General features: G+C 40.2%; 35 protein-coding genes and 1 rRNA gene. 9 read left to right on the forward strand and 27 right to left on the reverse strand.

The window, feature by feature from the left end:
- Positions 1 to 112 precede the first annotated feature (112 nt).
- Genes VJ09_RS08235 through VJ09_RS08245 form a run of 3 tightly spaced genes read right to left on the reverse strand, consistent with a single transcriptional unit; the run spans position 113 to position 1,854 of the window.
- Positions 113 to 1,249, reverse strand: a complete 1,137-nt coding sequence (locus VJ09_RS08235; protein WP_044641042.1) for a zinc-dependent alcohol dehydrogenase — start codon at positions 1,247 to 1,249, stop codon at positions 113 to 115.
- A 16-nt stretch (positions 1,250 to 1,265) separates the two neighbouring features.
- Positions 1,266 to 1,628: a spore coat protein gene (locus VJ09_RS08240; protein WP_044641043.1), complete on the reverse strand. Its 363-nt coding sequence runs from the start codon at positions 1,626 to 1,628 to the stop codon at positions 1,266 to 1,268.
- A 10-nt stretch (positions 1,629 to 1,638) separates the two neighbouring features.
- Positions 1,639 to 1,854: a hypothetical protein gene (locus VJ09_RS08245; RefSeq protein ID WP_044641044.1), complete on the reverse strand. Its 216-nt coding sequence runs from the start codon at positions 1,852 to 1,854 to the stop codon at positions 1,639 to 1,641.
- Positions 1,855 to 1,998: 144 nt separating this feature from the next.
- Between VJ09_RS08245 and VJ09_RS08250 the strand changes: the two genes are divergently transcribed.
- Together VJ09_RS08250 and VJ09_RS08255 are read left to right on the forward strand one after the other, a co-directional pair.
- Entirely contained in the window at positions 1,999 to 2,211 is a 213-nt protein-coding gene (locus tag VJ09_RS08250) for a hypothetical protein (RefSeq protein WP_044641045.1), read from the forward strand.
- Complete coding sequence (locus VJ09_RS08255) at positions 2,204 to 2,506, forward strand: spore coat protein (protein ID WP_044641046.1); 303 nt, start codon at positions 2,204 to 2,206, stop codon at positions 2,504 to 2,506. Before VJ09_RS08250 ends, VJ09_RS08255 begins: the two co-directional genes overlap by 8 nt.
- Before the next feature lie 750 nt (positions 2,507 to 3,256).
- Here VJ09_RS08255 and sufB read toward each other — a convergent pair.
- Genes sufB through sufC form a run of 5 tightly spaced genes read right to left on the reverse strand, consistent with a single transcriptional unit; the run spans position 3,257 to position 8,435 of the window.
- The gene (sufB, locus tag VJ09_RS08265; protein ID WP_044641048.1) at positions 3,257 to 4,684 is read right to left on the reverse strand and encodes a Fe-S cluster assembly protein SufB; all 1,428 of its coding nucleotides are present in this window, start codon (positions 4,682 to 4,684) and stop codon (positions 3,257 to 3,259) included.
- A gap of 12 nt (positions 4,685 to 4,696) precedes the next feature.
- Entirely contained in the window at positions 4,697 to 5,137 is a 441-nt protein-coding gene (gene sufU / locus VJ09_RS08270) for a Fe-S cluster assembly sulfur transfer protein SufU (protein ID WP_044641049.1), read from the reverse strand.
- Positions 5,124 to 6,344: a cysteine desulfurase gene (locus tag VJ09_RS08275; protein WP_044641050.1), complete on the reverse strand. Its 1,221-nt coding sequence runs from the start codon at positions 6,342 to 6,344 to the stop codon at positions 5,124 to 5,126. The genes sufU and VJ09_RS08275 overlap by 14 nt, the downstream gene beginning before the upstream one ends.
- Positions 6,341 to 7,633, reverse strand: a complete 1,293-nt coding sequence (gene sufD, locus VJ09_RS08280; RefSeq protein WP_044641051.1) for a Fe-S cluster assembly protein SufD — start codon at positions 7,631 to 7,633, stop codon at positions 6,341 to 6,343. The genes VJ09_RS08275 and sufD overlap by 4 nt, the downstream gene beginning before the upstream one ends.
- Before the next feature lie 16 nt (positions 7,634 to 7,649).
- The gene (gene sufC, locus VJ09_RS08285) at positions 7,650 to 8,435 is read right to left on the reverse strand and encodes a Fe-S cluster assembly ATPase SufC (RefSeq protein ID WP_044641052.1); all 786 of its coding nucleotides are present in this window, start codon (positions 8,433 to 8,435) and stop codon (positions 7,650 to 7,652) included.
- 648 nt (positions 8,436 to 9,083) lie between these two features.
- Here sufC and VJ09_RS08290 point away from each other — a divergent pair.
- Complete coding sequence (locus VJ09_RS08290) at positions 9,084 to 9,593, forward strand: hypothetical protein (protein ID WP_044641053.1); 510 nt, start codon at positions 9,084 to 9,086, stop codon at positions 9,591 to 9,593.
- Between the two features lie 161 nt (positions 9,594 to 9,754).
- On the opposite strand, the gene VJ09_RS08295 is transcribed toward VJ09_RS08290, so the two are convergent.
- The 6 genes from VJ09_RS08295 to VJ09_RS08320 form a co-directional block, all read right to left on the reverse strand.
- Complete coding sequence (locus VJ09_RS08295) at positions 9,755 to 10,264, reverse strand: CBS domain-containing protein (protein WP_044641054.1); 510 nt, start codon at positions 10,262 to 10,264, stop codon at positions 9,755 to 9,757.
- Positions 10,265 to 10,467: 203 nt separating this feature from the next.
- On the reverse strand, positions 10,468 to 10,827 hold the full coding sequence (locus VJ09_RS08300; protein ID WP_044641055.1) for a carboxymuconolactone decarboxylase family protein: 360 nt from the start codon (positions 10,825 to 10,827) through the stop codon (positions 10,468 to 10,470).
- 74 nt (positions 10,828 to 10,901) lie between these two features.
- On the reverse strand, positions 10,902 to 11,561 hold the full coding sequence (locus tag VJ09_RS08305; RefSeq protein WP_044641056.1) for a hypothetical protein: 660 nt from the start codon (positions 11,559 to 11,561) through the stop codon (positions 10,902 to 10,904).
- Positions 11,562 to 11,575: 14 nt separating this feature from the next.
- A complete protein-coding gene (locus VJ09_RS08310; protein ID WP_044641057.1) occupies positions 11,576 to 11,899 on the reverse strand; it encodes a hypothetical protein in 324 nt (107 codons plus the stop codon).
- Entirely contained in the window at positions 11,889 to 12,425 is a 537-nt protein-coding gene (locus VJ09_RS08315; RefSeq protein ID WP_044641058.1) for an RNA polymerase sigma factor, read from the reverse strand. Before VJ09_RS08315 ends, VJ09_RS08310 begins: the two co-directional genes overlap by 11 nt.
- A 106-nt stretch (positions 12,426 to 12,531) precedes the next feature.
- A complete protein-coding gene (locus VJ09_RS08320; protein WP_044641059.1) occupies positions 12,532 to 13,518 on the reverse strand; it encodes an NAD(P)H-quinone oxidoreductase in 987 nt (328 codons plus the stop codon).
- Positions 13,519 to 13,641: 123 nt separating this feature from the next.
- On the opposite strand from VJ09_RS08320, the gene VJ09_RS08325 reads away from it, so the two are divergent.
- A complete protein-coding gene (locus VJ09_RS08325) occupies positions 13,642 to 13,917 on the forward strand; it encodes a hypothetical protein (RefSeq protein ID WP_044641060.1) in 276 nt (91 codons plus the stop codon).
- A gap of 50 nt (positions 13,918 to 13,967) precedes the next feature.
- Here VJ09_RS08325 and VJ09_RS08330 read toward each other — a convergent pair whose 3' ends face one another.
- Complete coding sequence (locus VJ09_RS08330; protein WP_044641061.1) at positions 13,968 to 14,657, reverse strand: hypothetical protein; 690 nt, start codon at positions 14,655 to 14,657, stop codon at positions 13,968 to 13,970.
- A gap of 137 nt (positions 14,658 to 14,794) precedes the next feature.
- On the opposite strand from VJ09_RS08330, the gene VJ09_RS08335 reads away from it, so the two are divergent.
- Entirely contained in the window at positions 14,795 to 15,574 is a 780-nt protein-coding gene (locus tag VJ09_RS08335; RefSeq protein ID WP_044641062.1) for an undecaprenyl-diphosphate phosphatase, read from the forward strand.
- Here the strand turns inward: VJ09_RS08335 and msrB are convergent.
- From msrB to VJ09_RS08350, 3 genes are all read right to left on the reverse strand, one after another.
- Positions 15,571 to 16,038 (reverse strand): peptide-methionine (R)-S-oxide reductase MsrB, encoded by a 468-nt coding sequence (msrB, locus tag VJ09_RS08340; RefSeq protein WP_044641063.1) that lies wholly within the window; start codon positions 16,036 to 16,038, stop codon positions 15,571 to 15,573. The genes VJ09_RS08335 and msrB overlap by 4 nt on opposite strands.
- A gap of 178 nt (positions 16,039 to 16,216) precedes the next feature.
- Positions 16,217 to 17,720: ribosomal RNA gene (locus VJ09_RS08345) — 16S ribosomal RNA — on the reverse strand.
- A 293-nt stretch (positions 17,721 to 18,013) separates the two neighbouring features.
- Positions 18,014 to 19,297, reverse strand: a complete 1,284-nt coding sequence (locus VJ09_RS08350) for a M20/M25/M40 family metallo-hydrolase (protein ID WP_044641064.1) — start codon at positions 19,295 to 19,297, stop codon at positions 18,014 to 18,016.
- A 253-nt stretch (positions 19,298 to 19,550) separates the two neighbouring features.
- On the opposite strand from VJ09_RS08350, the gene VJ09_RS08355 reads away from it, so the two are divergent.
- Positions 19,551 to 19,907 carry a DUF2614 family zinc ribbon-containing protein gene (locus tag VJ09_RS08355; protein ID WP_044641065.1) on the forward strand — a complete coding sequence of 119 codons (357 nt, stop codon included), beginning with the start codon at positions 19,551 to 19,553 and terminating at the stop codon, positions 19,905 to 19,907.
- A gap of 150 nt (positions 19,908 to 20,057) precedes the next feature.
- Here the strand turns inward: VJ09_RS08355 and perR are convergent, their stop codons facing one another.
- The 7 genes from perR to VJ09_RS08390 form a co-directional block, all read right to left on the reverse strand.
- Complete coding sequence (gene perR, locus VJ09_RS08360; RefSeq protein WP_044641066.1) at positions 20,058 to 20,489, reverse strand: peroxide-responsive transcriptional repressor PerR; 432 nt, start codon at positions 20,487 to 20,489, stop codon at positions 20,058 to 20,060.
- Between the two features lie 103 nt (positions 20,490 to 20,592).
- Positions 20,593 to 21,249 (reverse strand): endonuclease III, encoded by a 657-nt coding sequence (gene nth, locus VJ09_RS08365; protein ID WP_147635455.1) that lies wholly within the window; start codon positions 21,247 to 21,249, stop codon positions 20,593 to 20,595.
- Between the two features lie 20 nt (positions 21,250 to 21,269).
- Positions 21,270 to 22,058 carry a class I SAM-dependent methyltransferase gene (locus tag VJ09_RS08370; RefSeq protein WP_052807299.1) on the reverse strand — a complete coding sequence of 263 codons (789 nt, stop codon included), beginning with the start codon at positions 22,056 to 22,058 and terminating at the stop codon, positions 21,270 to 21,272.
- Between the two features lie 19 nt (positions 22,059 to 22,077).
- A complete protein-coding gene (gene bcp / locus VJ09_RS08375) occupies positions 22,078 to 22,545 on the reverse strand; it encodes a thioredoxin-dependent thiol peroxidase (RefSeq protein WP_044641067.1) in 468 nt (155 codons plus the stop codon).
- A 134-nt stretch (positions 22,546 to 22,679) separates the two neighbouring features.
- Positions 22,680 to 22,913, reverse strand: coding sequence for a hypothetical protein (locus tag VJ09_RS08380; RefSeq protein WP_044641068.1), 234 nt, complete (start codon positions 22,911 to 22,913; stop codon positions 22,680 to 22,682).
- Positions 22,914 to 22,917: 4 nt separating this feature from the next.
- A complete protein-coding gene (locus VJ09_RS08385) occupies positions 22,918 to 23,130 on the reverse strand; it encodes a spore germination protein (RefSeq protein WP_044641069.1) in 213 nt (70 codons plus the stop codon).
- 30 nt (positions 23,131 to 23,160) lie between these two features.
- Positions 23,161 to 23,550 (reverse strand): Hsp20/alpha crystallin family protein, encoded by a 390-nt coding sequence (locus VJ09_RS08390; protein WP_044641070.1) that lies wholly within the window; start codon positions 23,548 to 23,550, stop codon positions 23,161 to 23,163.
- A 92-nt stretch (positions 23,551 to 23,642) separates the two neighbouring features.
- On the opposite strand from VJ09_RS08390, the gene gerPC reads away from it, so the two are divergent.
- From gerPC to VJ09_RS08405, 3 genes are read left to right on the forward strand one after another with little or no spacing between them, the layout of a single operon-like run.
- The gene (gerPC, locus tag VJ09_RS08395; RefSeq protein WP_222704944.1) at positions 23,643 to 23,942 is read left to right on the forward strand and encodes a spore germination protein GerPC; all 300 of its coding nucleotides are present in this window, start codon (positions 23,643 to 23,645) and stop codon (positions 23,940 to 23,942) included.
- Positions 23,929 to 24,273: a fluoride efflux transporter FluC gene (locus VJ09_RS08400; protein WP_044641072.1), complete on the forward strand. Its 345-nt coding sequence runs from the start codon at positions 23,929 to 23,931 to the stop codon at positions 24,271 to 24,273. The genes gerPC and VJ09_RS08400 overlap by 14 nt, the downstream gene beginning before the upstream one ends.
- Position 24,274: 1 nt before the next feature.
- A complete protein-coding gene (locus VJ09_RS08405; RefSeq protein WP_044641073.1) occupies positions 24,275 to 24,634 on the forward strand; it encodes a fluoride efflux transporter FluC in 360 nt (119 codons plus the stop codon).
- Here VJ09_RS08405 and VJ09_RS08410 read toward each other — a convergent pair.
- Positions 24,606 to 25,391, reverse strand: a complete 786-nt coding sequence (locus VJ09_RS08410; RefSeq protein WP_044641074.1) for an ABC transporter permease — start codon at positions 25,389 to 25,391, stop codon at positions 24,606 to 24,608. The two genes, VJ09_RS08405 and VJ09_RS08410, sit on opposite strands and share 29 nt — an antisense overlap.
- Positions 25,392 to 25,395: 4 nt before the next feature.
- Positions 25,396 to 26,181, reverse strand: coding sequence for an ABC transporter permease (locus VJ09_RS08415; RefSeq protein ID WP_044641714.1), 786 nt, complete (start codon positions 26,179 to 26,181; stop codon positions 25,396 to 25,398).
- Between the last annotated feature and the right edge of the window lies 1 nt (position 26,182).

Genomic DNA, 26,182 nt, shown 5'->3' on the forward strand with positions numbered 1-26,182 from the left:
AATAGGTGCTTTACTTCAATAAAAAACCGTCTTTCGTCGGTTCTTATTGAAGTAAAGCACCCTATAGTTTAAGTACAATGTTTCACAAAATTCCCTTATAGATTTATTTAATTTAAGGTTTTAGAATGACTTTTATACAATTATCGGTCCTTGTGTCAAAAACTTCGTATCCATGCTTTGCCTGGTCCAATGGAAGTACATGTGTAATTACATCACCAATATCAACCTTTCCTTCAGATATAAGATTGTAAAGAAAAGGCATATACGGAATAACTGGGGCCTGACCCGTTTTAATGTCAACATTTCTTTGGAAAATGTCTCCTAACGGGAAACCATTATACCGTCCCCCATAAACACCGGTAATTTGGATGGTCCCAGCTTTGCGTACAGCCTGTGACGCAATGACAAGCCCGCCCATTGCACCGCCATGAAGCTTCATTCCGGATGCAAGATATTCAAGAGGAGTCATCTTGCCGCTCATACCTGAACAATCAATAACGATATCTGCTCCGCCTTGTGTTATCTCTCTTAAATATTCGCCAACGTTTTCATGTTCCTCAAAATTTACAGTCTCCACTTTATTGGTTCGTTTCGCATGATCAAGCCGGTAATTGATGTAATCGACAACAATAACTCGCTCAGCACCTTTATACCAGGCAAATTTTTGAGCAAGGAGACCTACTGGCCCACATCCTAAAACGATGACAGTATCACCAGCTTTGACACCAGAGTGATCTACACTCCAATACGCTGTTGAGGCTGCATCTGCAAGTAACACTAACTTTTCATCTTCTACTTCGCAGTTCTCCGGTATTTTGAATGGAGTAAAGTTTCCATATGGAACACGCATATATTCAGCTTGTCCGCCAGCAAATCCACCGGTAGTTTCTGAATATCCAAAGAAACCACCCATTTCACCATGAGGGTTTGAATTATCACATTGGCTGGTTAAGTCATGGTTACAGTACCAGCAATGCCCGCAGCTTACATTAAAGGGAATAATTACCCGATCCCCTTTTTTCAATTTTGTTACTTCCGGTCCTACTTCTTCGACTACACCCATCGGTTCATGGCCTATTACGTAATCAGTTGGCATATTGGGAATCATTTGATGAATCAAATGCAAATCGGATCCGCATATAGCAGAAGTTGTTATTTTTACAATGATATCATCGCCATTTTTAATTTTTGGGTCTTTTACTTCTTTAACCTGGACATTTTTATTCCCTTGGTACGTGACAGCTTTCATTTTTTTCTAACCTCCCTTATTTATTAGGCGTTGCGAACATTCCAAGTCTATCCGTATCATTTGGGAATAAGTTCATCCCGGCAATCATTAAAGCATTTTCAGCAGATTTAAGATCCAATTCAACTTGCTTGCCAACATCTTTCGGATATAACCAGCCCTTGCTTATCATCAATTCAGATATCTCGGTGTGTAAATCAATAGATAGTTCCATCTGCCTGTATAATGCCTCTCTTAACTCCAGGCTCGATGTTTCAGTTAACGCAATGGCATATGTATGAATGCCCGTTTTAACTGAAAGAAGAAACTCCAATGCAATGCCCGAATCTGCCATTTCTGGCATATGTTCAGCCCCTTGGGGATCTAAATAATCCATTTCCATTTTTTTCACCTCATTCAATATAATTGGTTCTTGCCCCTTTATAAAATTCTTTAAGTTCATTTATCGCTGCAATTGACTGTTGAACATTTTTTTCCATCAGTGCTTTTAAATCATTATCGAAACAAAGGCCCTGCATAAGCTTTGATTTCAATAAGCCTACAGTTTGCAGGTTTAATACCTCATGTGTTTCCATTGTTTCATGATAAGCCAAGCTATTCTTCTTCATGACTTCACCTCCTCAAATTAAAATCTCTTTAATCTGTGAATATTATTCAATAAAACATTTCTAGTTTTGGAATATTTTTGGTGGAATGTGAATCTCCTGTTTGAAGCAAGATAAGAGAAGTTTTTAAAGATTGGAGAGATACTCTTGACAAAAAATTTAGGACTTCATGAAACACTGGAGACACTTGAGTTAATTGCATTTAAAACAGTATGTTTAACAAAAGCTGTAACTATGAGCAAATTGCTTCCTGATGGAGATCTTAAAACGATTCTTTCTGGTGATTTAGAATCAGGAAGTCAAGGTTTGAAGCAACTTCAGACCTTTATTACAAACCGGGAGGAGACTCACAATGACTAATCTCCTGCAAAATATGGCTGGAATGGGAGGATTAACTGAACGGGCAATCGCCTCGGATTTTCTGATTTCATCTAAATCTGCCGTCAGAAATCTCGCATTTGCTATTACGGAAACAGCTACACCTGAACTGAAATTAGCTCTTCGCGAGCAATTAAGAGATGCAGTGGATACACATGCCAAGATAACGGATTTTATGACTGCCAATGGATATTATCACCCTAATCATTTAGGTGAGCAATTAAATGTGAGACTGCAGGATGCACATACCGCTTTAAATCTTAAAGATAATCAATAGGGGCAGTATCGTATGTTTTATGTAATAAAAAATCAGCTGCTATTAAACAGCTGATTTTTTCCTTCAATATATTACACAGGTAGATCTTCAACCTGCCCGTCAGTTGAAGAAGAAAAGCCGCCTGTCACTGTTCCCCTTTCATTACCGTAATCATTGTATAAAATTCAAATGAACTTGTTGGTAGCTTATTTCTTGTTGCACTAACGGGGTAGGTACTATAAGGGTTCCAATGAAAAAGGATAGGGAATGTTTCAATATGGGTTCAGGAGAATACAGACTGTTAAATTTAAAAGATATGTAGCACTTTTTAAGAAAAATACAGTTTTGAAATACTCTCCTGTCGAACTAAAAAAATTCAAGACAAAGCAAAATGAACTGATTCTTGGAAATCCAAGATTTCGAAAAAACGATAATGTTATAATCTTTCAAAATTATAATGGGTATTATCTCACACCTTCTATTATCCGTGAAACGATACAGAGAACTATCATAAGGCTTTAGGGGTCGAATAAAGGGGCTTACACTCTTTCAGACACACACGCTGTCTTGATGCTTGAATCAGGCGCATCCCTGCTTTATGTATCGAAAAGATTGGGGCATAAAAAAACCAAAACAACAAGTGAAACATATTCTCATATCACTACAAAAATCGAACAGGATGAACTTGCAAAATTCGCATCTTACACATCAAGATAATAAAAACTTGCCAAAAATAAGAAAAACCCTTGATATACAAGGGTTAATCGTTAGTTATCCAATAGAACCTTCCATTTCGAACTTAATCAGACGGTTCATCTCTACTGCGTATTCCATTGGAAGCTCTTTCGTAAACGGTTCAATGAAGCCCATGATAATCATCTGAGTCGCTTCATTTTCCGATAGACCGCGACTCATCAAATAGAAGAGTTGGTCTTCACTCACTTTGGAGACAGTCGCTTCATGCTCCAAGGTAATATTATCATTTTTGATCTCGTTATACGGAATAGTATCCGAAGTAGACTGATCATCCAAAATCAACGTATCACACTTAATATTGGCTTTGGAACCTTGGGAATTACGTCCGAAGCTGGTAAGTCCACGGTAGGTTACTTTCCCACCTTGTTTACTGATCGACTTCGAAATAACCGTTGCAGTACAGTTTGGAGCAAGTGCAGTAACTTTTGCCCCAGCATCCTGGTGCTGATCTTTACCCGCAACAGCGATAGAGAGCACGTCTGCTTTTGCACCTTCTCCTGTCATCACAACAGCAGGATATTTCATAGTAAGTTTGGAGCCGATGTTTCCATCTACCCACTCCATGTGTGCACCAGCGTGTGCGACAGCACGTTTGGTTACAAGGTTATAAATGTTAGGTGCCCAGTTTTGAATCGTGGTATAACGTGCACGAGCATTATCACGAACAACAATCTCTACCACCGCACTATGCAGGGAATTAGTGCTATAAACTGGTGCGGTACACCCTTCTACATAGTGAACAAAGCTACCTTCGTCTGCGATAATAAGTGTCCGTTCAAATTGTCCCATATTCTCAGAGTTAATACGGAAGTATGCTTGTAGTGGAACTTCACATTTTACACCTTTTGGGACGTAGATAAAGCTTCCACCACTCCATACCGCACTATTAAGAGCCGCAAATTTATTATCTGCTGGTGGTATTACCGTTCCAAAGTACTCACGGAAAATCTCAGGATGCTCACGAAGCGCTGTATCCGTATCGCAGAAAATCACACCTTGATCTTCCAATTCTTTTTGCATGTTATGGTAGACAACTTCAGATTCATACTGAGCAGATACCCCAGCAAGAAATTTTTGTTCAGCTTCTGGAATACCCAACTTATCAAACGTACGCTTGATCTCGTCTGGTACCTCTTCCCATGTCTTACCTTGTCGTTCAGAAGGCTTTACATAGTAGGTAATATCATCAAAATTTAATTCATCCAGCTTCCCTGGTAATAGAGAGAACCATTTACTATTCAGGGAGTTTGGCATTGGCATTTTATAAAATTGCTCCAAAGATTTAAGACGAAACTCTAACATCCAGTCTGGTTCGCCTTTCATCCGGGAGATCTCTTCCACTACTTCTCTTGAGAGCCCACGTTTCGCACGATAAACGGAAACGTCTTTGTCTCGAAATCCATATTGATACTCAGTAGAGATATCTGGTAGATTCTGAGCCACGTTTATTCCTCCTCATTCGCTTTGTTTTTGATGTTCCTCAATACCCTTTTCGAGTGCTTTCCATGCGAGTGTAGCGCACTTGATTCTAGCAGGAAACTTGGCGACACCAGTCAAAGCTTCTATATCTTCCAATGGGAATTGGTCCACATCTACCTCTTCCCCTAGCATCATTCGAGAAAATAAATCAACTAACTCTAGCGCCTTTGGAAGCTCGAGTCCTTTTACTGCCTCTGTCATCATCGATGCAGATGCAAGACTGATTGAGCATCCTTCACCGGAGAATTTTGCCTCGGTAATCTTTCCATCTGCAACGGTCATTTGTAACGTAATGCGATCGCCACAAGTAGGATTATTTAAGTCAATCGATACCGCGCCATTCTCGATGGTACCACGATTTCGTGGACTTTGGTAATGATCCATGATGACACGGCGGTAAAGATCATCTAAAGACATGCCCAAAAAACTCCCTTGCTTTTTGTAGTCCTTGTACCAAACGATCTACATCTGCTTCATCGTTGTAAATATGAAAACTTGCTCTAGCTGTAGCAGTTGCTTTGATATGTCGCATTAAGGGTTGGCAACAATGATGACCTGCCCGAACTGCAATTCCATACGAATCTAAAACAGTCGCAACATCATGAGGATGAACATCATCTAAATTAAACGTCACCATTCCTGTACGATCTGTCTTTGGACCGTATATACGAATACCTTCCATCTCCGAGAGCTGATCGTAAGCGTATTGTGCCAATTTCCGATCATGCCGATCAATCGTATCCATCCCAATTGCTTCTAGATAATCAATTGCTGCTCCCAAACCAACCGCTCCCGCAATAATAGGAGTTCCACCTTCAAATTTCCAAGGAAGTTCTTTCCAAGTAGATTCATACAATCCCACATGATCAATCATCTCGCCACCAAACTCAATTGGCTCCATCTGGTTCAGATACTTTTCTTTCCCATAGAGTACCCCGATCCCTGTTGGACCTAGCATTTTGTGACTAGAGAAAGAGAGAAAATCTACATCTAAATCTTGTACATCTATTTGGAGATGAGGAACACTTTGCGCACCATCTACCACTATCACACCATCAACAGCATGAATCCACTGAGCTAGTTCTTTGATTGGATTTACTGTCCCCAATACATTGGAGACATGTTGAATCGCAATAAGTTTCGCTTTAGGAGTAATTGCTTGTTTTGCTTTGACTATGTCTAGTCGACCTTCTTCATCAAATTCAAAGAACTTTAGGACAGCACCCGTTTTTTTGGCTACCTGTTGCCAAGGAATAAAATTACTGTGATGCTCTGCAATGGTTAACCAAATTTCATCGCCTTCAGTTAAGTTTTCCATAGCGTAACTAGTTGCTACCAAGTTGATCGCTGCCGTCGTTCCCCGAGTGAAGATAATCTCATGTTGATGTTTGGCATTGATAAAACGTGCTACTTTTTCACGAGACTGTTCGTAAGCGTCTGTTGCTTTACTACCAAGAGTGTGGACCCCACGATGAACGTTGGAGTTGTAACTACGGTAATACTCATCCATAACACGTATCACTGATTCTGGTTTCTGAGAAGTAGCTGAACTATCTAGATAAACAAGTGGATGTCCATTTACTTCCTGATGCAAAATCGGGAAGTCTTTTTTCCACTGGTTCATGACAGCAACTTCCTTTCCATCAGTTGATAGATTCTCTTGCGAAGTTCTTCAGATGGGATATTGGCAATTACTGCATCAAGGAATCCAAGTGTAACCAGACGCTCTGCTTCTGCTTGGGAAATACCACGCGACATCAGATAAAAGAGTTGAATAGGGTCAATTCTACCTACACTGGCTGCGTGTCCTGCTGTAACATCATTCTCATCAATCAAAAGAATTGGGTTAGCATCGCCACGTGCAGCCGGATTCAACATCAAGACTTTCCCCGATTGCTGTCCATCTGCTTTGGTTGCACCTTTTTCAATCTTGGTAATACTGTTTAAGATGCTGTTAGCCTTATCTTTCATTACGGATCTTGTGTTGATGTTAGAAGCAGTGTGTGTACCAACATGCTCAATCTCCGTAGTGAAGTTAGCACGAAGTTCTTTGGTTCCAAGTGCAACCGAATTAACTTCTACCGAACCACCTGTTTGAGGCAATTGCACTTTCGTATGAGAAATCATATGACCTTCACTAAGGTCGGCAATCGTCCATTCCATACGACCATCGCGTTTTACCAATGCACGACGGAACATCGCATCCACTGTTTCAGATGTTTGATCGTTCACAGTTGCTACTCGTACCTGTGCATTCTCGCCGACAATCACTTCCACCACTGCATTTTGTAGTGCTGCAGGAGCTTCTGGATTGGCAACAAAATTAGTGATCACTTCTACGCGACTGTTTTCTTCAGCTACTACCAAAACATGAGGCATCGTACCAATTCCTTTGCCCTCCAAAACAAAGAGTGCATGCATAGGAAGTGTTACTTCTACGTTACGTGGAACATAGACAAATAGCCCACCACTAAACAGTGCTGTATGAAGAGCTGTAAGGCGATGCTCCTCCATTTTGGTTGCCTGGGTCATAAAATATTTTTTCAAAAGTTCCTCATGCTTCACTGCAGCAGTTGCGATATCACAAAAAATAACGCCCTTTTGGCTACTCTCATCATCCACTTTTAGCTGATATACCGAACCATTGTGTTGGACAAAGAGGCTACCTTTGTCTTCAACAAAAAGAAAATCTTTTGCATAACTAGGTAGCTCTCCCGCTTTCTCTTCCAAAATAGGCAAAGAAAAATCCGAGAAATTCCAGCGATTTAGATTCGTTTTCTCCAACTGGGGAAGGGGTAGTTCCGCAGCCTTTTGGAGTGCAGCTTGACGAAGTTCTAACAGCCAGTTCGGCTCTTGTAAGTGGGAAGAGAGCTCGGCTACTTTGGTTAGATCGATCTGTGTTTGCATCGTCATCCTTTTCTCCCTCTCCTTACGCCTTGGATTCGACTGTTTCGTCTTCAATACCAAGCTCTTCTTTTACCCAATCATATCCTTCTGCTTCTAGACGCTCGGCTAGTTCTGGACCTCCAGATTTCACAACCCGTCCTTGCATGAATACGTGTACATAATCAGGTTTGATATAATTTAACAAGCGTTGATAGTGAGTAATAATCAGTACGCCCATATCAGGATTTTTCATCTCATTAACTCCACGTGCTACTACTTTTAAGGCATCAATGTCCAGACCAGAGTCAATTTCATCCAAAATCGCAATACGAGGTTGCAACATCATCATTTGAAGGATTTCATTGCGTTTTTTCTCTCCACCTGAGAAACCTTCATTTAAATAACGGGTTGCAAAACTTTGATCCATCTCTAACAAATCCATCTTTTTATCCATTTCACGAATAAACTTCATTAGAGATACTTCATTACCTTCTCCACGTTTTGCATTGATCGCAGAACGCAAGAAGTCTGAGTTGGTAACACCACTTACTTCACTTGGATACTGCATTGCGAGGAATAGACCAGCACGTGCACGCTCATCCACTTCCATCTCTAACACATCTTCTTCATCCAATAAGACAGAACCGCCAGTAACTTCATATTTAGGATGCCCCATCAAAGCAGATGCGAGCGTACTTTTACCTGTTCCGTTTGGTCCCATGATGGCATGGATTTCGCCACCTTTTACTTCCAAATTTACGCCTTTCAAAATTTCTTTGCCTTCAATTTCCACTTTTAAGTCTTGAATTGATAACTTAGGGCTAGACATGTCCCATTCCTCCAAATCCTCTACTTCTTATGATCTGTATCGCAACCGTAATCGACAACACACTATTACGGTGACCAACGAGGTTAACCCTGATACAAGGCCAAACAACAGAGAACAACCACTTTTTCAGTTTCGATAAATCAACTAATTTAAAGTGATTATCATCTGATTCTCATTCTATTCTAACGTAACACCCAATTAGGTTCAAGGTAAACTCGATTCTTACTTCTCCAAAGATATACCCAATCCTCTCTGACATGAAATAGATAACTTTTTTCCAGTTGTATCACTTTAATTAAGATAAAATGGAAAAAAGAGATTGTTATTTCACCCTTCCTTTTTTGCAGAGAAGATAGAGTTATGTAGATTTTCTATTTTTCAATATTCCTTTAGAAAATGTTCCCTATAAGGTAAGGCACTAACAAATAATGAAACTATACCTTACCTTATCCAATTACACCTATACTTCATCCTCTATCTAGCTAAAATTAAGATATTTTTTCTGATAATAATCACAAAAAAATTCGCAAAACTTTATCGTTATGGTGTAAAATAATATGTATTCTCCATTTTTCGAGACAAGTAGTTGCCTGTATCTCATTCAACAGATTAGGCAGGTGCAGTCGATTCCAATAGGAGGCGGTTCTGTTGAAAAAGCTAACACTTTCTTCAGTTGGAGAATCTGATGTGAGAGACGTTTATCTAAAACGTGGAAAAGTACTCTCCATTCGAGAAAATAAAAATACTTGGGTCCCAGTTCATGAAAAACGTGATTCATATGGAACAAAAGATTATTCGTATTTAATGGATCAATATAAAAATAGCCTCAACAAAAAACGATTACTCCGCATTTGGGAAAAAAATCGTAAACAGGTGCAAATAGCTCCTCACTTACCCGAAATTATAGAACACCTCATTTATGAGAATGTCTACACAGATATAAGCTCTTTACTAGCTGATTGTTACCGTGAAGATTTCCATCTTCCTTATCTCGAAGTAACGTTACAAAGTTGGCTTGAACAACAAAAAATGATGGCAAATCAATTAAAGCGTGAGTGGGATGAGTTATTTTGGGATGAAGTTAGTCAATTTATCCACAAGTGCTCTGATATCCACCTCTTATCCGATTTTCAACCTCGGCAAAACTATCCTAATTAAAGCATTACATATGAGATAATTAATAATTAATTTATCCTCTTATTCATTTTTCCTTTACAGAACCGGAATGAATTCAAAATTTTCCTTCTTTATACCAAGGCGTTATCATTTATTATAAAATGACTTGACCGCCAGGATCTTCTCCGGCGGTCAACCCCAAACTAATCTTCCGTTATACTTTCAAAAAACTCTTGTCGAAAATGTCCAATTACCTTTTCCATCATCACTTTTCTCGTTAAAATTCCTAAGAATTGTGATTGATAGTCGATAATTGGTACATACGAGCGATTAACCAACACCTCAAAAGCAAAGGAAAAAATGGAGTTTTCCAATATTCCTCCATGATGTAAATCCATTGCATCCCGAACTTGAAATTCACTTAATTCGGCCATGTCCCATCTTTGTCCTTGATTGCTAGAAAACTTCTTACGGCGATCTTCCAGCACGGCTCCTTGCCGTTCAAACATAAAGTCCAAAATATTACTTTTGCTGATGAGACCTTCTACTTCATCTTTTTCATTTATCACTGGTACTGAGTTGGTAGATTTTCGTGAGAGGACAATTAATGCCCTCTCCAAACTCCAATTCGGGTCTGCTATTACTACTTGCTCTTTCGGGATGATATAAGGGCGAATTTCTTGGGAAAACAAAAATTCTGCATTTTTTTCCACGTCCTCATCTCCCACAAAAAAATAGACCAACAGAATATCCGCTGGTTCTTTCACTCACTAACAGTAAAGCCAAGCAGATCGTAACAGGTAACATTACTTTATCAATGGAGAGTGCTCACTAAGATAGATTATATCCTTTCTTTCGTTTCACTAAAAGAAAAACCGTTTCCGAATTTGTTTATTCGAAAACGGTTTTTTGTATGCTATTGTACTGGATGCTGACGGAATTCCAACAATGCATCTTGTACTAATGTTACAACTTGGGACATTGCAAGGCCACCCGCAAAAGCACTCGTAACAGCTGCTGCTTCCAATACTTCATGGTCCGATGCACCTTGATCTACAGCACCTTTTGTATGGTAAATGATACAATATTCATCATTGGCGTAAACCCCAAGTGAAAGTGCTATTAAATGTTTTGTTTTCTTAGGAAGTTCTCCCTCCGAAAAACACGCTTCCGTAAATTGATTATATCCACTCACTACACTGGGTAATGTTTCTGCTAAATGACCTAGGCCTCTTTTATATTCCTGAAGTGCACCTTGAATTGTACTTCCGTCCAATCGTAAACCCTCCTAACATCATCTGTTCCTATCCTCTGCTATATAAGATCAAAACATGCAGGAGGCCATTAAATTTATTCACCTTTCTTTTTCTTATGCTCTAATGCTCCTTTTATAGATAGAAATACTGTAAGAACAACAAAAACAACCGTTATGACTCCAAATACGGGTAGTCCAAATGCTTTTATAACAAAGACACTTGAAAATGCGTAGAACATCGCCAAAACAGATGTAAGAATGATATAGATATTGGAACCTGGTTTTGGATTTTGATTCATCGGTGTTTGATTCATACCTTCTTCCACCTCTTCTCCAAGTTGTAATAATCGATATAAACGCATTAAGTACAATAAACGTACTATGATCATGATCGAGCTTATAATGACCAAGATAAGAGACAGTAGCAAAATCGGGAAAACAAGCGGAAAGTCATTCCAAAAAAGAACCTGTCTTGGCTCCGATATTTGCAAACCTTCTAATACCACAGAGATCACCAATCCAACTGCTCCAATCAAAAAAACAACAAGATTATACGTATCGATTTTGTTCCATCGCCAGATATAGTTACAACGTTTTGCAATCAGGAGATCTCGTTGGGTTTGATTCCATGGAAGTGATTTTACTCCAACATCCTCCATGATTTGGCGTTGCACAGACAGCCCAAGTAAACTTCCAACTAAACCAACAATTGGTCCAATACTGAAATATATAGCTAGTATGAACATCTCTAACATTTCATCACTACTTTCTAGACATGGATCATGGATAAAACAATCAACATAATGAAACTACCTAAAATGGACGGCAATACGAAAAGAGATAATGAAACCGGATTTATATGAAGGGATTCAATCCATGGGATACTGGGTTGCGTTGCCCATCTAGCTAATCGGGTAAGCCAAGAAGGCTTTTCTTCTGATAGATCAGGAACAGAAAAAGATTCGGGGAATGGAATCTCTTGTGGGAATTGATCTAATATAGCTGTAATTTCCGGTTCATCTCGTTTGAATGTTTGTAACATTTTTTGAATTTCATCCATATCTTGCAAATCTGTATCCTTTTCATGAAACATAAGATTCCCCCTCCTCATTCATCCAAGTTTTTAATTTTTGCAGCGAGTAGTGAAGCTTTGATTTTACTGTTCCAACTGGAATGCCCACAATTTCTGCTATTTCCTTCCCTTTGAACCCTTGATAATAAGCTAAAATCAATATAGACCTGTTTAAATCAGGTAAACGTGTTAAAAACTTTTTAATCCAGATTTGATTTTCTACTTTATCTGCAATTCCCGCTAATTTAGGTTCATAATAGATCTCTAGCGTTACCTCATTTGGCTTCTTCTTTCGAATGTTATCAATACATAGATGAGCAGCGATTCGATGAAGCCACGTTCGAATAGCAGACTTATTCAGATCATACTGATAACTATTTTTATAAGCACGAAGAAAGGTTTCTTGCACAAGATCTTCGGTAGTTTGTCGATGATTCATGTAGAGATATATATACTGATATACATCACGTGCGTATCGTTGGTAAAGCTGTGCAAACGCAGCATGATCACCCATTTGAATCTGTTTTATCCATTCTTGGTCCTGCATATTTCCCCCTCTCTCCCTTCCGTCACCTTCATATACGATGAAGGAAGGGAAAAAGTTCAAATCATAATAAAAAATATAGAAGGACCAAACTCATTAGCTCCTCTTATCAGTTTGTAACTCGCAAAATGAGTTTTCCGATATTCCGATTCTCTTCCATCTCTTCATGTGCCCTCTGTACCTCTGTCCAATCATACACTTGATGTATAATCGGGCGAATGCTACCATCTTTTAGACCAACAGATACAAATGATTGTAGATCATGTACTAACTCTGATTTATAGGCTAGATCTCGAGTTTTGAGTGTGGTCCCTGTCACTTGTAGTCGTTTGGATAGAAGTGGTGCCAGAGAAGTTTTTTCAAGTTTGGCTCCACTTAAGAATGAAATGAGGACAAGTCGACCATCCATCGCAAGACAACGGAGATTCTGTTCCCAATAATTTGCTCCTACAAAATCCAAAATGAGATCAACACCAAGTGAATTCGTATAAGATAAAATTTCCTCAGCAAAATCTTGTTCCTTGTATAAAATAGCCAATTCAGCACCTAGTTCCTTACAAAACTGTTGCTTCTCTTTACTTCCGACGGTGACAATCACTTTGGCCCCTTTTGCTTTCGCAAGCTGAATCGCAGCAGTACCTACACCACTTGCTCCAGCATGGATACAGACCCCCTCGCCTTCTTGTAGTCTTCCAATCCAAAACAGTGACTGGTATGCAGTCAAAAAGACTTCCGGTATTGCAGCAGCCTCTTCGTAATTCATCTCATCTGGAATGGAAATTAACATGTTTGTAGGAGCCACTGCATATTCTGCGTAACCACCACCAGGTAATAATGTACAAACTCGATCTCCTACTTTCCAATCAGTTACCCGATCCCCTGTTTCTACAATTTCCCCTGATACTTCTAGTCCTAGAAGGGGACTAGTCCCTGGTATTGCTGGATAGTTCCCTTCTCGTTGAAGTATATCTGCTCGATTAATTCCAATGGCTTTCACATGAATTCGTACCTCTTCTGCCTTTGGATTCGGCATTGGTACAACACCAAATTCTAAGTTTTCCCTTCCCCCAGGTTTTCGAACGATTATTGCTTTCATTCTATTACCCTCCTTAAATCTTTTTATTTTATCTGTTCGAACTAATTACTTTTGTTATAATAGCTAGTGTTGGAATACTTATTCTTTATAAATTTATATACATATGAAAGGAATGTTTTTTCATTGGATTCTCAAAAGAAACAGTTGTTAAGCCTAGTTTTATACATGGTTCGCGAAGTCTACATCAAAACAATGAAATTAGAAGAAACTTTTCAATCTAGCAGCATCAATTTGTTGGACAAACGTTTCGATCCAGTACAAGAAGTGATGAACGCTTTAAATATTCCCCAAGACAATGTAAGTGTATTCGCGGAATTGATTGGTCTTTATATCGAAGGTGAAATGACCCTTCCAGAACTTGTTTTGGCCTTTGAAGAAAAAGAGCAACAAATCGGCTAACATTTGAAAAGAAAAAGCTACCCAAGCAGAAAAAACAAGGGTAGCTTTTTTTAAGATTGTCGATAACTGATAGCTTCAGTTAGAAGATTATATGCGTCTTGATATTTTTCTCCATCAAAAAGCTCTTTTGCTTCTGTCCACTTAACTTGATTGATCTGATCAGTGTAGTGTTCCATCTCTTCATATGTAAGATAAGCCTGCTTCCAATTGCCATCCATTGCATAGAAAAGCGATTTTTGCTCTATTGCATAACCCAGTGCTGGGCTTTCTGTCTCTAGTGCATCAACCCATTTTTCCTTCGCAAAATCGCTTTTCTTTCTATGTATTATTTGATCTATCTCTTGAAAAGCAAGCTCCTTTTTCCCCACCTGAAATCGGTAGTATGTTAAATAAATCTCTAAGTGAATTTTACTCATCATATAGGTCATATGAGGTGGATAGTAATGAAGAGCTCTTTCCATCCTCTCTTCCGCCAGTTCAAAATTTCCTTTTTCTGCATCCATCTCTGCAAGTTCTGCCAAACTTCTAACAAAGGCAAATTGGTCGTTCTCATCTTCTTGAGGACCTTCTGCTGCAATACTCTCAAATACACGATAAGCTGTGTCCACAATCCCTTTCCGATGTCCAGTCATCGCAATTAGGAGACGCGTCCTCGGTTTCTCAAAACTTAAAAATGTATCTCTAGGTAAAAGATGTCGTATTCTTTGATACGCTTCTTCTTTTAATGTTTCTAAATCCATGTTTTCTCCTCCTACTTTTATGAGTATCTTCTGACTAAACTCATTTCCATCCCATTTTAGCATAGCCATATCATTCTTCATGATCTTGTTAGACAAGCATAGAAATAAATAAAAAGCTCTGAAAAGGGGACGAGATCGTGGACTGGCTAGAATCAATCTGTCTTGGAATCATACAAGGTCTGACAGAATTTTTGCCAATTAGTAGCACCGGTCATCTCTATCTAGGTAGACAGCTATTTGGCTTACGTGAATCAGGCCTAATAGTGGATACGATGCTTCATTTGGGGACACTTTTGGCAGTGTTGCTTTATTATCGTCAAGAGATCATGCGGTTAATTAAACAACCTTTTACAAAGTTATCCGCTCTATTAGTTGTGGGAACCATCCCAGCTGTTTTATTCGCTTTTCTACTCAAAGACCTTTTAGAAGAGTTATCAGACTCAGGAATTACCATAGGTTGGGAATTTTTAGTCACTGGGATCTTACTTCTCTTAGCCGATCGGATGAGATCAAAGGGAACAAGAGAGTTATCAGATATGAATCTAAAAGATGCTTTGATTATAGGATTTGCTCAAGGAGCGGCAATTTTTCCAGCTCTCTCCCGTTCTGGTCTTACCGTCACAGCAGCAATCTTTCGAGGATTTACCAGTAGCACCGCAGCCTATTTTTCTTTTTTCTTATCTATCCCAGCCATTGCAGGCGCAGTTTTATTTCAAGGAAAAGAACTCTATTCCTCTGGAGTAATAGAGTCCATTCCATTGAGTAGCATTTTGCTTGCCTCATTCAGTTCGTTTATAGCTGGGTATGCTGCGATCCGATGGATGATCCGCCTCCTACAAGATGGATCGCTCCGTGGGTTTGCTTATTATGTGTTGGCTTTAGGAGGAATTGTTCTGATCATTCAACATTTAGTTTAGTCTTTTTGATTTGGTAAGAACAATGATAAATACTCACCATATCCTTCTTTTTCCAACTCAGATACAGGAATAAATCGTAATGCTGCAGAGTTAATACAATATCTTAGGCCTGTAGTAGGAGGACCATCAGGGAAGACATGTCCAAGATGAGAATCGGCTTCTTTACTACGGACTTCTGTCCGAATCATGCCATGTGAAGTATCTTTTCTTTCCGTAACTTGTTCCAAATGGATCGGCTTAGTAAAACTTGGCCAACCACAACCTGCATCATACTGATCTAAAGAACTAAATAGCGGTTCTCCAGAAACTACATCTACATAGATTCCTGCTTGGTTGTTCTGATAGAATTCATTTTGAAAAGGACGCTCTGTTCCGTTTTCTTGTGTAACGTGGTATTGAATTGGGGTAAGGTTTTTCTTTTGGTTCTCAAACTGGCTTATATCTACACGAGATTTTCTAGACATCGAATTTGCCTCCTTTTCATCATAGCAGCTTTTTTTATCTTACCGATATTTACTACAACATGCAAAAACCCCTCTGCAAAGTTGCAGAGGGGTTTTGTTATATTCTCTGAAAACGAAAGGTGAGAGTAACATAGCCGGGTAAGACATTCGAATTTGTATCATGAAAGATACTCCATAGAAAGGAGGTGATCCATCCCCACCTTCCGGTAGGGATACCTTGTTACGACTTCACCCCAATCATCTGCCCCACCTTCGGCGGCTGAGTCCGTAAGGTTCTCTCACCGACTTCGGGTGTGACAAACTCTCGTGGTGTGACGGGCGGTGTGTACAAGGCCCGGGAACGGATTCACCGCGGCATGCTGATCCGCGATTACTAGCGATTCCAGCTTCACGTAGGCGAGTTGCAGCCTACGATCCGAACTGAGACCAGCTTTATGAGATTAGCTCCCCCTCGCGGGTTCGCAACCCTTTGTACTGGCCATTGTAGCACGTGTGTAGCCCAAGACATAAGGGGCATGATGATTTGACGTCATCCCCACCTTCCTCCGGCTTTCACCGGCTGTCTCGTTAGAGTGCCCAACTAAATGCTGGCAACTAACGATAAGGGTTGCGCTCGTTGCGGGACTGAACCCAACATCTCACGACACGAGCTGACGACAACCATGCACCACCTGTCACCGTTGCCCCGAAGGGAAGGGGTATCTCTACCCCGGTCAACGGGATGTCAAGCCTTGGTAAGGTTCTTCGCGTTGCTTCGAATTAAACCACATGCTCCACCGCTTGTGCGGGCCCCCGTCAATTCCTTTGAGTTTCAGCCTTGCGGCCGTACTCCCCAGGCGGAGTGCTTAATGCGTTAGCTGCGGCACTGAGGGCGGGAAAGCCCCCAACACCTAGCACTCATCGTTTACGGCGTGGACTACCAGGGTATCTAATCCTGTTTGCTCCCCACGCTTTCGCGCCTCAGCGTCAGTTACAGCCCAGAAAGTCGCCTTCGCCACTGGTGTTCCTCCCGATCTCTACGCATTCCACCGCTACACCGGGAATTCCACTTTCCTCTGCTGCACTCAAGCGCTCCAGTTTTGGAGGCGAACAATGGTTGAGCCATTGCCTTTAACCCCCAACTTAAAGCGCCGCCTGCGCGCGCTTTACGCCCAATAATTCCGGACAACGCTTGCCCCCTACGTATTACCGCGGCTGCTGGCACGTAGTTAGCCGGGGCTTTCTCCTTAGGTACCGTCAGAACTTCTTCCCTAAGAACAGAGTTTTACAACCCGAAGGCCGTCATCACTCACGCGGCGTTGCTCCGTCAGGCTTTCGCCCATTGCGGAAAATTCCCTACTGCTGCCTCCCGTAGGAGTCTGGGCCGTGTCTCAGTCCCAGTGTGGCCGGTCACCCTCTCAGGTCGGCTATGCATCGTCGCCTTGGTAGGCCATTACCCCACCAACAAGCTAATGCACCGCGGGCCCATCCTCAAGCGAAAAACTTTTACATTGCTCTCATGCAAGAGCAATGATTATCTGGTATTAGCACCGGTTTCCCGGAGTTATCCCAGGCTTGAGGGCAGGTTGCCCACGTGTTACTCACCCGTTCGCCGCTAGGTTCCTGAAGGAACCCCGCTCGACTTGCATGTATTAGGCACGCCGCCAGCGTTCGTCCTGAGCCAGGATCAAACTCTCCGATAAAATTGAGTTTGAAAGCTCAATAGTAAATCATCTGGCTAAATGTGATACATCTCACTCTTTCGTTTTCAAAGAACATCATTGCTTTTTTTGTTTGTGCCGCCTTGTCGCGGCGACAAGAAATAATATATCATGCTAGATTAATAGAGTCAATAGATAATATCATTTTTTTAAAAATCATAGAAAATCCATTACCGATATTAAGTAATTATTACTGAAGAATAATATATATCCATATCTCGTAAACACAATTCAATCCTGTAAGGCGGAAACCTTACAGGATTGGTTATTATGCTTTAGATACTATCCCTATTCACGATAGAAGCTAGCTCCAACGCACATTTTGCTACAACCTCTGCACAGACGGCAATATCATCGATTTCAATATACTCATTCTGTTGATGAGCATTGTAGCTTTCCGTTTGATAGCAAACACCAACTGCTACAGAAAGTCCCTTAGTCTGAGGAATCTTTCTACAGTAAGTTCCGCCACCAATTGCAAAAAGATCTGGTGTTTCACCCGTAACTTGACAAATTGCACCGATTAACGACTTAACAAATGGATGATTGGGATCTACAAAATGGGGACTCTTATGCTTGATACTCTTTAGAAATAAACCATGATGCTTCATCGTTTTGGAAATTACCTCTAACATCTTGTGTGGATTCCCATTGAGTGGGTACCTCACGTTTATGGCAACTTCTGCTTTTTCCCCTAATACATATTTTGCACGTCCAAGATTAAGAGTAGTAGATCCAAGCACCTTCTCATTCGAGAAGATTCCTAACTTCTTACCGGAAATATCCGATAGCTTTTGAGAAATTAAAGAAATAAAGCGACTGCCATTACGGTCAAGTTGCATGGTATCTAGAATTGTAGCTAATTTCACTGCTGCGTTTTCTCCCAACTCAGGGGTACTGCTATGAGTAGAAGAGCCTCTGGTCTCGACTTTAACACCTGTCAAGTAAGCGATTGCGTGATCTGGGACCATATTCACAGAAGTTCCAGAATGGAAAGACTCTAAAACAATCTTAGCGCCATTGGAAGCTTCATTTGATTGAAGGGATTCGAATTCTAAAGTCATGTTTCCCTTTTCAGCGTAAATAATCCCTCGGTCACTATCCGGTGAAATAGATAAATGGAAACACTCATACTTCTGCAAATACTCTTCCAAATCTTGCATCGTAGTCTCTTCACATTTTCCTAAAAACAACCGGACACGGCATAGTAGTGAATTTGATACCGATTTGAGACCGAAATAGGAGGCTAATGCCTGTACAACATTATCTATAGCTCCGCGTCCATACAACTTACTTTCCTTTACATATGGCGGAAACCAGCCGTCCACCACATCAATGTGGTTTAGTACTCCAACAAGGCCCTGTCCTTGTCCAAATTCAATAAATGCGTATTTTTCTTCATCTACAAATGTAAACCCATCTTTTTCTGCTAACTTTTTGAAAATGTTGATGGTAGCTGCAATTCCTGTAGCAGTGTAATTGTTATTTTTTAGCATCTCGAGTGCGATTTCTACCATTTCTTTCTTCATACTCTGAATCTTATTATCAGGTCGGCTCATAGCGACCCCTCCTCATTGTAATAAATTTGGAGACGTTACTATAGCCGAGTAGCCCGGCTATAGTAACGTCTGTCGACAGTTACATACCGGGCTACGCCCTAATAAATATTTTATGGTCACTTTTCTAATTTTTCAATATAATATTTATGCCCTCATTAATTTTTTTACTGAATACTAATATATTGGTTAAGAAATCTTTTTTTTCATCTATTTCTCCCTCCTTACAACCCAATCACATAGTGATAAAATAATAATGAGAAAAACTAGGGGGCTTAGGCTAGTGCTTATTTCAGGTAAATTAAACAAAATCCGCACTTTCGCCTTATTACTAATTTTTATTGGAATCGGCATCATGTATTTAGGATTTGTAATACCTAGTATGATGTTAGTCTTCTTTTTACTTGGACTACTTAGTGTCTTCGCTAGTGTAGGTATCTATTTCTGGATTGGACTGCTCTCCACTCATGCAGTAAAAGTAATTTGTCCATCGTGTCAAAAGCAGACCAAATTGCTTGGAAAAAGAGATGAATGTATGTATTGCCGCCAAGTCCTATCAGTTGATCCTGCAGATGCTCCAAAACAAGAAGGCTCTACCGAAGCTACATCTTAAAACAAAAAACCGACCACTCTACAACTAAGAGCGGTCGGTTTTTTGCATTTATCCTGTCTAACAAGCAATAGTTCACCTCAGAAAAAGGTTAACTAGGATAATGGTTATAAAAACTCGATAAGATCAGCTAACATTCAGGAGCAGATAGCTTCATTGTTTTTGTTGGCAAGTAGGACATACTCCATACATTTCCATCCGGTGTGATCCTACGCGATAACCTGTTTTACTCTCTGCTAGTTGTTCCATATCTAACAAAGACGGATGTTCAAAGTCTGTGATCTTTCCACAATTGGTACAGATCACATGATAATGATCCATTAGATTTGCATCAAAACGACTTGATGAATCTCCGTAAGTTAGTTCGCGAACCAAACCTGCTTCTTTAAAAAGACGAAGGTTATTATAAACGGTTGCTACGCTCATATTGGGAAAGTTTTTCTCCAAAGCGCGATAAATCTCATCCGCTGTTGGGTGCCCCATAGTGGAGATCAGGTACTGTAAGATCGCGTGACGTTGAGGTGTCATACGAACTCCAGTCTGTTTAAGTGTTTCAATCGCTTCTCCAAGGCGGTTATTTAACATTCGATCCACCTCGCTGTCATTCCGCCATATCCGATCCAAAAAAAGAATCATTCCTTAATTAGAATCTCTATTAATAATAGTGTAAATCCTAATTTATACTGTGTCAATCACGGGACAACATCGTGTTTCTGCCATACCAACAATATGGATGCAAGTCACAGATCTCACATTTTGGGTTCCGGGCGGAACAAATCCGTCTACCATGCCAAATAATTTGATGGTGAGCATCAGTCCAGTTTTTACGAGGTATCTTTCGTAAAAGTTGTTTTTCGGTTTCAAGTGGATTCTCGCTGTCTGCTAATGCTAACCGGTTGGCTACTCTTTGTACATGTGTATCTACTGCTAATGCTGGTACACCAAACGCATTGCTGAGTACTACATTGGCTGTTTTGCGACCTACACCCGGTAATGCCTCTAGATCTTTACGCTTTCTAGGTACTTCTCCACCGTATTTTTCAACTAGGATCTCACAGGTCTTTCGGATATTTTTGCTCTTGTTCCGGTAAAGTCCTAGCCCTTTAATATAATTTGCTAATTCTTCTTCACTTAATTCGAGCATTTTTTGCGGAGTAGGATATTTTTCATATAAAGGCTTGGTCACTTTGTTTACTTGTTTATCTGTCGATTGAGCGGAGAGGATCGTGGAGATTAACAGTTCGAAAGGGCTGGTAAAGTCTAGTTCACAGTGAGCGTCTGGATACATTTTTTCCAATAGTTTTAATATCTTGGATGTCTGAACACGTTTTGGCTTTGATTTCACCTTTCATCACTACCTCCTCTCTATCGAACCAGTAGAACCGCTTCGATCACCATCTCTTCACTTTCTTCATGGAAAGGCGTTCCATCAAAATCTCCATACATGTTCTGAATACGAAATCCATTTACTGCTAATAAATGGCGAAGTTCAGTCGGAAACGTGTAACGAATGGAGAAATCGCTTTTAACTCGTTCTATCATCTTCCCGGTTTCTTCAAATCGCTCATAATATCGAGTAACATGCAGCAACTGGCGAAATGAATCAAGCTCTGTGTAGTCATATACATCAACCGTTTCATACGATCCAGGCACTTCATAATTTCCTCGAAACTGATAACTACGATTTAAATCGAGAAGTTGTTCCATATTCGGCGAAAAAAGGTGAAAGGCAAATACACCATCTTGTCGTAGATGCTTACGAACTTGACGTAATGTTCTCAACTGATCTTCCACTTTTAGAAGATGCTGAAATGATCGGTAAGGACTAATAATAAGAGGAAAGGTTCTATTATTAGGAACATGAAAATCAGCCATATCCGCTTCGATCCATTGCGTTCTACCAGCTAGTGCCATCGCTTTTGCTTTTTTCCTAGCACTTTGTAACATCTGAGCCGAGAAATCGATCCCTACCAATGAAATAGATTCTCTAGCGATCGCAAGTGAAATTCTTCCTGTACCACAGCCCAATTCGAGAACAGGACCTTTGTGTAGCTTGGCCAATTCCGTGTAATAACAAGTATCGTTCTCCATACCTGTAGAAGTCCAATCATAATAATGAGGCCAGTTATACATACTATTATTTTTTTCTTGCATTTGCCTTCTCACTTTCTTTTTAAGCTAAATGTTCCTCCACATATCGGAGAGCTTCTTGTACATGATCTTTCACTTTTACTTTACGATATTCTTTAACAAGTTTCCCTTCTTGATCAAGAACAAAAGTGGAACGCTCAATGCCCATTGCTTTTTTGCCAAACATCGTCTTTTCTTTATAAACCCCAAACTGCTCACATACTTTTGCGTCTGGATCACTTAAAAGGGCAAAAGGAAGTTGGTATTTCTCAATAAATTTTTCATGACTTTTAATTGAGTCTCTACTGATCCCCAAAATAACCGTATTCAGATTTTGAAATTGCTCATAAGCATCTCGAAAGTCGCATGATTCTGTGGTACATCCTGGTGTATTATCTTTTGGGTAAAAATAAAGCACTACATTTTTCCCTCTAAAGTTTGACAAGGAAACTTCTTTTCCTTCTGTAGATGCTAATGTAAAGTCTGGCACATGCTCTCCTACTTGTACCATACAAAGTACCCCCTTTGTTTTAAAATGCTTCTCCTATCATATCATGACTCCAAGCTCACCAAAAAACCCCAAACATCCGTTGTTTAGGGTCACTCATCATAATTATTTGTTAGATCAGATATTCTATGAGTTGGTTATAACGGTGGAAGATGAGGGATCAACATATCTGATGAGATATTTGCATAACTTCTAGTCTCAGGTCCAATAATCCCTGGTGAGAGAGGAGGTTGTATTCCTTCTTGTCTTTCTGGTGGAATTTGTTCTTGCTTTATTCTGCCTAAATCAATCAAATTTAAGGTTGTACCGACATTGACAGAAGCACCATCACTCACCGTGTTAATTGTAAAGTTACCAATGATTAATTTCATTTGATTACCCTACATCTGATTGGTCACTGACATCTGGATCAATATATAGGTTACGTTCCAAATCTAAGTTGCGCGTAAAATCCCCCACTGGAGAAGAACCTCCTATAGATTTACTATTGCTTTCCGCTCCAATATTGATCGTGTTACCAAAGTTGACGGAAGCAGCACTAGAAACGCTATTGATTTTGATATTGAGTATGTTATTAATGGTGCCCATCTTCCTTCACCTCTGTTTCACGATAGTATTTTATCTCTTGGAAAAACGAACTTCTACTACCCCTCTACGATAGCGAATCGTCTTACTCTTCGGTTCCACTTCAGCTCCCAGCTCAATCTCTTTGCGAAACTCTCCTCGTGGACATTGCTGCGTAAAAGGGGAATAACCATGATAAGGATTCGGGATAACCCCATAAATAGTAAGCATTGTCCTATCAAACTCAAATTGCATGGACCGCATATCTTCTACACCCGGAAGGTTCAGGATCACGATCACTTCCTGCTTACTATGATAAACATCCACCTTTGGTTCTACTTCTGCTGTCCGATTCTGATCCGTGATGCTTTCAAAAAAATCATCACCTAGAAAACTTCGCGCCAGCTGATTCCACCGGGCAAAATGATTATCTTGTATTTTCATTTCCGTCCCTCCATGCATAGGAGTTTGCCCATTAAAATATGCTGAAACTACAAAGTTTGCTACAGATAGTTGGGCCAGAAGGGGGAATTATCATGCTACTAGATCATATTTTAAAGAGGCTGTCTGATCTCGAACATCAAGTCTATGATTTACAGATGCGAAATGACTATTTAGAACAAAAGCTAGCCGAACATAAGAGTGTAGAAATTGGTAAGATAGTATACAAGATTCAAGAGTTAGCTATTGAGACGATGAGCGGAATCTTAAATGTTGGGATCTCTGCTACCAACAGCGGGGATCAAGAGCAATGGATTGAGGAACTAGTGAAAGAGAAAAAGATCGAATGGGAAGTAGATCAGATGAAAGAAGCGTCCCAAAATGAATCTAACTAAAACACTAGCAATAGGACTTGGCGGCATACTTGGCACTTGGTTGCGGTATGCTGCGTCCATTTTTTTAACTGGACAAGCTTTTCCTTGGGCTACTCTTTTCGTAAATGTAACAGGTAGTTTATGTTTAGGCTATGTAACGACAAGAGTTCAGAAGGATATTGCTAAAAATTTTTGGGGAACAGGGGTATTGGGTTCCTATACAACTTTTTCACTCTTTGCAGTTGAGATCTGGGAACTACCTCTTCTAACAGCAGTTTTATATACTTTCGCATCCCTTTTTTTTGGTATTTTCTTTGCATACATAGGTCTGAGATGGGGAAGGAGGAAATAATTTGAGTTTTATACTAATCGGTATTGCAGGTGGGGTTGGCGCTATTTGTCGTTCTCTTCTTCATTCTTGGGGTAATCGGAAGTTCACTTCATTTGGTACATTCCTTGTCAATATATTAGGCTCCTTACTATTTGGTGTCTGGTTAGGCCTATTTCCCTCTATAACAGGTCCCACCCCTTTTACAACAGGCTTCTTAGGTGGCTTTACTACTTTTTCTACCGTAAGTGTAGAAATAGTACAACTCCTAACAAAAAAAGACTGGGGTGTAACCAGCCTTTTTCTACTTTCTAGTGTTTTGGGTTCCGTTCTAGCAGTGGGAGCGGGATTTGCTCTTAGCTCCCTGCTCCACGATAATTTCTAATTCCTTGATTCCATATTTTGATCCCGATCCATAGGCAGATTGCTCCAACAAGTGGTGTAGCTAATGCGTACCAACGCCACTCACCTTGATCGAGGAAAAAGCTTGCGGGATAAAATCCAACAAATCCAAACGGTAAGATAAAGGTGAGGAAAAACTGAATGGCTCGATGGTAGATATTAATCGGGTATCTGCCATAAGTACTCACATTAAAAACAATTGGTTGGATATCCGTTTTGGAATCGGTATAAAGTGAGAGGCTAGTCAGCGAAATATAGATTCCACCATACACGGCGGCGCCTCCAAGGGTAAAGAGGATTAAGAATAGCGGATCCCACCAATTCCAAACAAGATCCAAATGAACTCCACCAATTCCCATGACGATCAGACCTGTCAGAACACCAAGTAGAGATTCTGGAGCCATCGTTTCCATTAAGATTTGTTGTAAGCTGTGAACAGGCCTGGTTAGAACACGGTCTAGTTCTCCTTTAATAATGTATCGTTCGTTAAAATCCCATAGATTAAAAAAGGTGGTAAAGACTGCCCAAGGAATGAGGAAATAACCATAGATGAAGACCACTTCGTTACGATCCCAGCCACCCAACTGATTGGTATGTCCAAATATGACGACAATAAAAACGAGATTTACCGCTTGAAACAAAAAGTCAGTAAAAAACTGAGAGACAAAGTCCCAGCGATATTGCAGACGTGCTTTTAGATATTGTTTGAGATATTCCCAAAAAAGCTTTGCCGATGCCAAAACCTTATCCCCCCTGTACGATCAAATTTTTGCGAGCTCTTCGCCAAATAAGTTGAATAGGCACAATTAAGAGTAGCACCCAAATTCCTTGTGTGAGCAACGCCTGGATCCATTCTTGGCCAGACAATCCTTTGACCAACACAACACTTGGCAGATAGGAAATCGCTTGAAACGGTAGATATTGCGAGACTACTTGACCCCAAACCGGAAAGAAGCTAATTGGGATAATAAGCCCTGATAGGATTTCCACTACAAAACGCTTTGCCCGGAGAATACCAGCATTGTTGAGTACAAAAAAGGCAAGCAGTCCCGTAATTAAATTAATCTCCACATTGACCAAAAATCCTAATAGGAGGCTAAGAGCAAATTTTGCCCATGTAATAGGTTCTGTTGGCAAAGAGATTGGAAATACTAACGAAACTAAGATCATACCTGGAATGCTAAACAGCAGTAGGCGGAAAAGACCTTCTCCGAATCCAAGGAAGACTTTTGTCAGCAAGTAGTTATACGGACGAAGCAACTGAACTGCTACTGTCCCATCTCGAATCTCTGCTGCAATCTCTCGATCCAAGTTATTGAAATAAAAGGCACGTGCCATCCATGAAACGGCAATATACGTCGCCATTTGTAACGGAACGAATCCTTGTAGCGATTCCCGTCCACTAAACACTGCCATCCAAAGAAAATAATAGGCACCGATGTTGAGAGAATATATCAATATTCCACTGTAATAATTGACACGATAAGCCAACATCATGAGAAAACGAACCCGGATTAATTCTGCATACATT

The sequence above is a fragment of the Risungbinella massiliensis genome (genome assembly GCF_000942395.1).
GTDB lineage: Bacteria > Bacillota > Bacilli > Thermoactinomycetales > Thermoactinomycetaceae > Risungbinella > Risungbinella massiliensis.

Excerpts from the sequence above, each read along its gene's own strand:
- VJ09_RS08235 (WP_044641042.1), bottom strand. The coding sequence starts at position 1,249 with ATGAAAGCTGTCACGTACCAAGGGAATAAAAATGTCCAGGTTAAAGAA.
- VJ09_RS08240 (WP_044641043.1), bottom strand. The coding sequence starts at position 1,628 with ATGGAAATGGATTATTTAGATCCCCAAGGGGCTGAACATATGCCAGAA.
- VJ09_RS08245 (WP_044641044.1), bottom strand. The coding sequence starts at position 1,854 with ATGAAGAAGAATAGCTTGGCTTATCATGAAACAATGGAAACACATGAG.
- VJ09_RS08255 (WP_044641046.1), top strand. The coding sequence starts at position 2,204 with ATGACTAATCTCCTGCAAAATATGGCTGGAATGGGAGGATTAACTGAA.
- sufU (WP_044641049.1), bottom strand. The coding sequence starts at position 5,137 with ATGTCTTTAGATGATCTTTACCGCCGTGTCATCATGGATCATTACCAA.
- VJ09_RS08275 (WP_044641050.1), bottom strand. The coding sequence starts at position 6,344 with ATGAACCAGTGGAAAAAAGACTTCCCGATTTTGCATCAGGAAGTAAAT.
- sufD (WP_044641051.1), bottom strand. The coding sequence starts at position 7,633 with ATGACGATGCAAACACAGATCGATCTAACCAAAGTAGCCGAGCTCTCT.
- sufC (WP_044641052.1), bottom strand. The coding sequence starts at position 8,435 with ATGTCTAGCCCTAAGTTATCAATTCAAGACTTAAAAGTGGAAATTGAA.
- VJ09_RS08305 (WP_044641056.1), bottom strand. The coding sequence starts at position 11,561 with ATGTTAGAGATGTTCATACTAGCTATATATTTCAGTATTGGACCAATT.
- VJ09_RS08310 (WP_044641057.1), bottom strand. The coding sequence starts at position 11,899 with ATGTTTCATGAAAAGGATACAGATTTGCAAGATATGGATGAAATTCAA.
- VJ09_RS08315 (WP_044641058.1), bottom strand. The coding sequence starts at position 12,425 with ATGCAGGACCAAGAATGGATAAAACAGATTCAAATGGGTGATCATGCT.
- VJ09_RS08320 (WP_044641059.1), bottom strand. The coding sequence starts at position 13,518 with ATGAAAGCAATAATCGTTCGAAAACCTGGGGGAAGGGAAAACTTAGAA.
- VJ09_RS08330 (WP_044641061.1), bottom strand. The coding sequence starts at position 14,657 with ATGGATTTAGAAACATTAAAAGAAGAAGCGTATCAAAGAATACGACAT.
- msrB (WP_044641063.1), bottom strand. The coding sequence starts at position 16,038 with ATGTCTAGAAAATCTCGTGTAGATATAAGCCAGTTTGAGAACCAAAAG.
- VJ09_RS08350 (WP_044641064.1), bottom strand. The coding sequence starts at position 19,297 with ATGAGCCGACCTGATAATAAGATTCAGAGTATGAAGAAAGAAATGGTA.
- VJ09_RS08355 (WP_044641065.1), top strand. The coding sequence starts at position 19,551 with ATGAGAAAAACTAGGGGGCTTAGGCTAGTGCTTATTTCAGGTAAATTA.
- perR (WP_044641066.1), bottom strand. The coding sequence starts at position 20,489 with ATGTTAAATAACCGCCTTGGAGAAGCGATTGAAACACTTAAACAGACT.
- VJ09_RS08370 (WP_052807299.1), bottom strand. The coding sequence starts at position 22,058 with ATGCAAGAAAAAAATAATAGTATGTATAACTGGCCTCATTATTATGAT.
- bcp (WP_044641067.1), bottom strand. The coding sequence starts at position 22,545 with ATGGTACAAGTAGGAGAGCATGTGCCAGACTTTACATTAGCATCTACA.
- VJ09_RS08380 (WP_044641068.1), bottom strand. The coding sequence starts at position 22,913 with ATGAAATTAATCATTGGTAACTTTACAATTAACACGGTGAGTGATGGT.
- VJ09_RS08385 (WP_044641069.1), bottom strand. The coding sequence starts at position 23,130 with ATGGGCACCATTAATAACATACTCAATATCAAAATCAATAGCGTTTCT.
- VJ09_RS08390 (WP_044641070.1), bottom strand. The coding sequence starts at position 23,550 with ATGAAAATACAAGATAATCATTTTGCCCGGTGGAATCAGCTGGCGCGA.
- gerPC (WP_222704944.1), top strand. The coding sequence starts at position 23,643 with ATGCTACTAGATCATATTTTAAAGAGGCTGTCTGATCTCGAACATCAA.
- VJ09_RS08400 (WP_044641072.1), top strand. The coding sequence starts at position 23,929 with ATGAATCTAACTAAAACACTAGCAATAGGACTTGGCGGCATACTTGGC.
- VJ09_RS08415 (WP_044641714.1), bottom strand. The coding sequence starts at position 26,181 with ATGTATGCAGAATTAATCCGGGTTCGTTTTCTCATGATGTTGGCTTAT.